At 71.4% G+C, this 6,202-nt stretch carries 2 protein-coding genes; both read right to left on the bottom strand.

The window, feature by feature from the left end; genetic code table 11:
• A partial coding sequence (locus D7X30_RS16945; protein WP_120563967.1) for a non-ribosomal peptide synthetase occupies positions 1-4,918 on the bottom strand: 4,918 nt, incomplete at its 3' end.
• Positions 4,919-5,235: 317 nt separating this feature from the next.
• Positions 5,236-6,153 (bottom strand): 5'-nucleotidase, encoded by a 918-nt coding sequence (locus tag D7X30_RS16940; protein ID WP_199724364.1) that lies wholly within the window; start codon positions 6,151-6,153, stop codon positions 5,236-5,238.
• Positions 6,154-6,202: the final 49 nt, after the last annotated feature.

Genomic DNA, 6,202 nt, shown 5'->3' with positions numbered 1-6,202 from the left:
CCTTCAGGATGGCCAGCAGCCCCGCCACCATCTCCAGCGAGCGCTCCACGTACACGCCCACTCGCGTGCCGCGCTTCACGCCCTGGCTCCGCAGGTGATGCGCCAACTGGTTCGCCTTCGCGTCCAGCTCGCCGTACGTCAACGTCCGTCCGTCATGCACCTGGATCGCCACCGCGTCCGGCGTCTTCCGGGCCTGCTCGGAGAACAGCGCGTGCACCGGCGTGGTGCCCGCGGCCTCCGCCGCCATGCGGTTGCCGCCGTCGAGGATCCGCCGCCGCTCCTCCGCATCCACCATCGGCAGCCGGGACACAGCGGCCTCCGGACGCGACAGCGCCGCATCCAGCAGGACCCGCAGGTGCTCCACCATCCGGCGCACCGTCGCGGCGTCGTACAGTTCGGTGCTGTATTCGACCGAGCCCCTCAGCCCTTCGCCCTCCTCCACGAAGAAGACGCTCAGGTCGAACTTCGACGTGCGGCTCTCCATCATCACCGGCTTGAGCGCCATGCCCGGCAGCCCCAGGTCGCCCTGCGGCACGTTCTGGAGCGCCAGCAACGTCTGGAACAGCGGCGTGTGGCTCAGGCTGCGGTCCGGCTGGAGCGCTTCCACCAGCTTCTCGAACGGCACGTCCTGGTGCTCGTACGCCTCCAGCACCGTGCCTCGCACCTGCGTCAGCAACTCACGGAAGGACGTCTCCCCGTCCACCTGGGCACGCAGCACCAGCGTGTTGACGAAGAAGCCGATGAGCCCTTCCAGCTCCGCCCGCGTCCGGCCCGCGATGGGCGAACCCACGCTGATGTCCGTCTGCCCGGAGTAGCGCGACAGCAGCGACTGCCACCCGGCCAGCAGCACCATGTACAGCGAGGCGCCCTCGCGCTGCGCCAACGCACGCAGGCGCTGCGTCATCGCGGGGGACCACTGGAAGAAGTGCATCGCTCCCGCGTTGCCCCGCACCGCCGGACGCGGATGGTCCGTGGGCAACTCCAGGGAGGCGGGCGCCCCCGCGAGCCGGCCCTTCCAGAAGGCCACCTCGCGTTCCAGCGCGTCTCCCTGAAGCCAGCCGCGCTGCCAGGCCGCGTAGTCCGCGTACTGGAGCGGCAGCTCCGGTAGCGCGGAGGGCTGGCCCTGCACGAACGCCGCGTACAGCGCGCCCATCTCCCGCACGAGCACGCCCAACGACCAGCCATCCGAGATGGCATGGTGCATCGTGAGCGCGAGCAGGTGGTCGTGCTCCTCCAGCCGCACCAACTGCGCGCGGACCAGCGGTCCGCGCGACAGGTCGAAGGACCGCAGCCCCTGCGCCATCACCCGGCGGCGGGCCTCTTCCTCCCGCTTGCCCGCTTCGACGGCGCGCAGGTCCTCCACCTCCAGCGGCATCGCCGAGGGCGGATGCACCACCTGCACCGGCGTGCCCTCGTGCGCCGTGAACGTCGTGCGGAGTGCTTCATGGCGGCGCACCAGCTCATCGAGCGCCCGCTGGAGCATCGCGACGTCCAGCGCGCCCTCCAGACGGACCGCGAGCGGGACGTTGTAGAGCGGGCTGCCCGGCTCCAACTGGTCGATGAACCACAGGCGCTGCTGCGCGAACGACAACGGCAGGGGCTGCTCGCGCGACACCGGCACCAGCGGCGGGACGACGGAGCGGGTGGCGCGCTCCAGGCGGAGCGCCAGGGCCTCCAGCGTGGCGGACTCGAACAGCTCCCGCAGCGGCAGCTCCACGCCGAACCCCGCGCGGATCCGCGAGGCCACCTGCGTCGCCAGCAGCGAGTGCCCGCCCAACTCGAAGAAGTTGTCCTTCACGCCCACCTGGGGCACACGCAGCACCTGCGCCCAGATGGCCGCCAGCTTCGCTTCGGTCTCCGTGCGGGGCGCCTCGTGGACCTTCTCCGAGCGCGGGGCCTCCGGCTCCGGCAGCGCCTTGCGATCCACCTTGCCGTTGGCGCTGAGCGGCAGCGCGTCCAGCGACATCAGGACGGTGGGCACCATGTACTCCGGCAGCCGCTGCCGCAGGTGTGCCTTGAGCTCCGCCGCGTCGAGCGTCCGCTCCGGCTTCGCGACGGCATACCCCACCAACTGCTTGTCCACGCCCTGCCCCCGCACCACCACCGTGGCCTCCGCCACATCCGGATGCAGGCCGAGCGCGGCTTCGATTTCGCCCAGCTCGATGCGGAAGCCACGCACCTTCACCTGGAAGTCGGTGCGGCCGAGGAACTCCAGCGTCCCGTCTTCCTTCCAGCGCGCCTTGTCTCCCGTGCGGTACAGCCGCGCGCCGGGCTCCGTGCTGAAGGCGTGGGGCACGAAGCGCTCCGCCGTGAGGTCCGCACGGTGGAGGTAGCCCCATGCGAGGCCCTCGCCTCCCACGAACAGCTCACCCGGCACGCCCACACCCGCCACGTCGCCGTGCGCGTCCAGCACGTACGCCGTCGAGTTCCCGATGGGCTTGCCGATGGACACCGACCCTTCGAACTCCGTCCGCCCCGTCATCCTGTGGGTGGTGGAGAACGTGGTGTTCTCCGTCGGGCCGTACGCGTGCACCAGCACCGGGCCTTCCGGCAACCGCGCCAGGTGCTCCCGCACGCGCTGGGGCGGCATCACGTCACCGCCCGTCATCACCTGCGACACGCCCGCCAGGACCTCCCCCTGGTGCAGCACCATCTGCTCGTAGAGCGCCGTCGTCAGCCACAACGTGCTGACGCGCTCCTGCTTCACCAGCGCGCCCAGTTCCTCCAACGTCAGCGCGTGCGGCGGCGCCAGCACCAGCTTCGCGCCGTGCAGCAGTGAGCCCCACAGCTCCAGCGTCGAGGCGTCGAAGGCCACCGGCCCCGTCTGCGACCAGACCGCGTCCGGCTCGAAGCGCATGAAGTCGTTGCCCAGCACCAACCGGGTGATGCCCCGGTGGGGAACACACACGCCCTTCGGTCGCCCCGTGCTGCCCGACGTGAAGATGATGTACGCCAGGTCTTCGCCGCCCACCTCCACGTCCGGTGCCGTCTCCGGTTCACGGCGGATGGACTCCCACGCCGTGTCCACGCAGAGCGGCTTGCCCGCTCCGGCCGGCAGCTTCTCCACCAGCGACTGCTGCGTCAGCGTCACTTCGACGCCCGCGTCCTCCAGCAGCAGCGCGATGCGCTCCGCCGGGTAGTTGCGGTCCACCGGCACGTACGCGCCCCCGGCCTTCAGGATGCCGAGCAGCCCCACCACCATCTCCCAGGAGCGATCCACGTACACGCCCACCCGCGTGCCACGCTTCACTCCCAGCCCGCGCAGGTGATGCGCCAGCTGGTTCGCCTTCGTGTCCAGCTCGCCGTACGTGAGCGTCCGGCCATCCACGCCCTGCACCACCGCCACCCGGTCCGGCGCCTTGCGCGCCTGCTCCGCGAAGAGCGCGTGCACCGGCCGCTCCCGCGGATACGCCGCCTGCGTCCGGTTCCAGTCCACGGCCAGCAAGTGGCGCTCGGCGGCCTTCACCATGGACAGCCGGGCCACGGGCATCGCCGGGTGGGCCACGGCGGACTCCAGCAGGCCGCGCAGGTGCTCCACCATCCGCGCGACGGTGGCGGCGTGGAAGAGGTCGGTGTCGTACTCCACGTAGCCGCTCAGGTTCCCATCCGCCTCCGTGAGCTGGAGGAGCAGGTCGAACTTGGCGCTCTGGGTGTCCACCTCCATCGCGTTCAGCTTCAGGCCCTGCACGGCGACCGGGCCGCGCGGCGCGTTCTGCAGCGCGAACATCGCCTGGAAGAACGGCGTGCGCCCCGAGTCGCGCTCCGGATGGAGCGCCTCCACCAGCTTCTCGAACGGCACGTCCTGGTGGTCCGTCGCGCCCACCATCGTCTCGCGCAGCTGGCGCACCAGTCCCTGGAACGACAGCTCCGGCGTGAAGCGCGCGCGCAGCACCAGCGTGTTGACGAACATGCCGATGAGGCCTTCGAGCTCCGAGCGGGTCCGGCCCGCCATGGGAGAGCCCACGCTCACGTCGTCCTGCCCGGAGTAGCGCGACAGCAGCGACTGCCACCCGGCCAGCAGCACCATGAACAGCGTCGCGCCCTCCCGCTGCGCCAGCGCCCGGAGCGAGTCCGTCAGCTCGCGAGGCCACTGGATGGGCGTGCGCGCGCCCCGGAAGCCACGCGTCGCGGGCCGGGGCTTGTCCGTCGTCAGCTCCAGCGCGGGCGGCGCGCCCGACAGCTGCTCACGCCAGTACGCCAGCTGCCGCTCCAGCGCCGCGCCCTGCAACGTCTCCCGCTGCCAGGCCGCGTAGTCCGCGTACTGCACGGCCAGCTCCGGCAGCGGCGACGGCTGCCCCTGCAGGAACATGGCGTAGAGCACCGCCACCTCGCGCACGAGCACGCCCAGCGACCACCCGTCCGAGACGATGTGGTGCATCACCACCAGCATCAGGTGGTCCGCGTCCCCCAGCCGCACCAGCAGCGCGCGCATCAGCGGGCCCGTGGCGAGGTCGAAGGGACGCAGCGCCCCTTCCCGCACCCGGCGCCAGGCTTCGGCCTCGCGCGCTTCCACCGCGAGCGCGCTCACGTCCGTGCGCTCCAGCTCCAACACGGGCGCGTCCGCGAAGTGCTGCACCGGCCCGCTCTCGCCGCCCTGGAAGGTCGTGCGCAGCGACTCGTGGCGCCGCACCACCTCGCGCAGCGAGCGCTCCAGCACCGCCACGTCCACCGCGCCCTCCAGCCGCACCGCCACGGGCACGTTGTAGAGCGGGCTGCCCGGCGCCAGCTGGTCCATGAACCACAGCCGCTGCTGCGCGAAGGACAGCTCCGCCGGCTTCGACCGGTCCCTCAGCGGGAAGGCCGCCCGCGCCGGAGTCCCCGCCGCCTGCTTCTGCGCGGCCATCTTCTTCAGCAGCTCCGCCCGCTTCTCCGGAGACAGATTCGCGATCCGCTTCGACAAATCACCGCTGCTGCTCATCGAATTGACTCCGCACTCTGGACGCGACACGGCCCTGAGGGACGCCCGGAAATCTGGACGCATCGCCCTCGGGTCAGTGCCGGCAAATGTCGATCACGCGCGGCCTGCCGCTCGTCGCGTGAGCAGCGTGGGGGAGGCCAGGAAACCTGTTGATCACATTATTCGGTTGAAGAGCGACCTGCCATGCGTTCCATGCCGCCGGGCCTGCCTGCTCTCCAGCAGGGCTGGAACGGGCGTGGCACATCCCGCGACAGGGAATGAAACAGGTGTTTCAGCCCCGTCCCAGGATGGACGGGGTTGGCTCCACACGCGGAAGCTCAGTGACCCGCGGAGCCGGGCGGCTCCACGCGCTCCACCTGCTTCTGGACGGCGGCATCCGACGCCACTTCCGCGCCCAGCTGCAGGTACGTCAGCTGGTACGTGCGCCCCGTCGCCGGGCCCTGCGCCGCCGCCGTGCGGGCCAGGGCGTCGCGCCGCGCTTCGAAGGAGGTCAGCGTCTCCTGGAGCGAGCTGCGCGTGTCCTCGTTCTTCTCCGTCTTCAGGCGCTCCTGCACCCGCGCGATGTTCGCCTCCACCATGCGCTGGCTCTCCCGGGCGCGGTTCGCCTCGGACAGGTCCGCGAAGGGACCGGCGCCCTCCACGGACAGCTCCAGCTTCGCGACCTGGCGGCCCCGCTCTCCGGGCGGCACCAGCGTGGACACGCCCTGGCGCTGCGCCATGCCCACGCCCCGGCCGTCGTGCGACTGCACCACGAAGTCCACGCCCTCGGCGCCCTGGGCCAGCTTCACGGCCTCCACGTAGGGCACCGCCGCGAGCACCACCACCAGCGACACCTGCTCCTTCTGGCGCAGGCGCTTCACCTCGGAGGTCACCGCCGGCCCCACCGGCAGGCCCCGCACGCCCGCGGGCAGCAAGGCCGTGCCGTCCGCCGACTCCGGGGACACGCCGATGATGCCCACCTTCAGCCCGCCCACCGTCGTCACCACCGACACGGGGAAGAGCGGCTGTCCCTTCGCGTCCACGAGGTTCGCGGACACGAGCTTCAGCTTCGCGCCCTTCGTCTTCTTCTTCAGGAAGTCCACGCCCAGCACGAGGTCGCGCTGGCCCACGGCCATGGCCGCGTAGCCCAGCGCGTCCAGCTGCTCCAGCAGCAGCTCCGCGCGAGGCTTCGCCTCCGGGCCATCCGCCAGGGTCTTGAAGAGCGCGTTGCCCGCGTCCAGTGCGAGCACCGGCACGCCCTTCGCGCGCTCCCCGGCCAGGACCGTCTTTCGTCTGGCCAGACCG

The sequence above is a fragment of the Corallococcus sp. AB011P genome, assembly GCF_003611605.1.
In the GTDB taxonomy this organism is placed as follows: domain Bacteria; phylum Myxococcota; class Myxococcia; order Myxococcales; family Myxococcaceae; genus Corallococcus; species Corallococcus coralloides.
The sequence above is the reverse complement of the archived record's forward strand: the minus strand, read 5'-3'. Positions and strand labels throughout refer to the sequence as shown.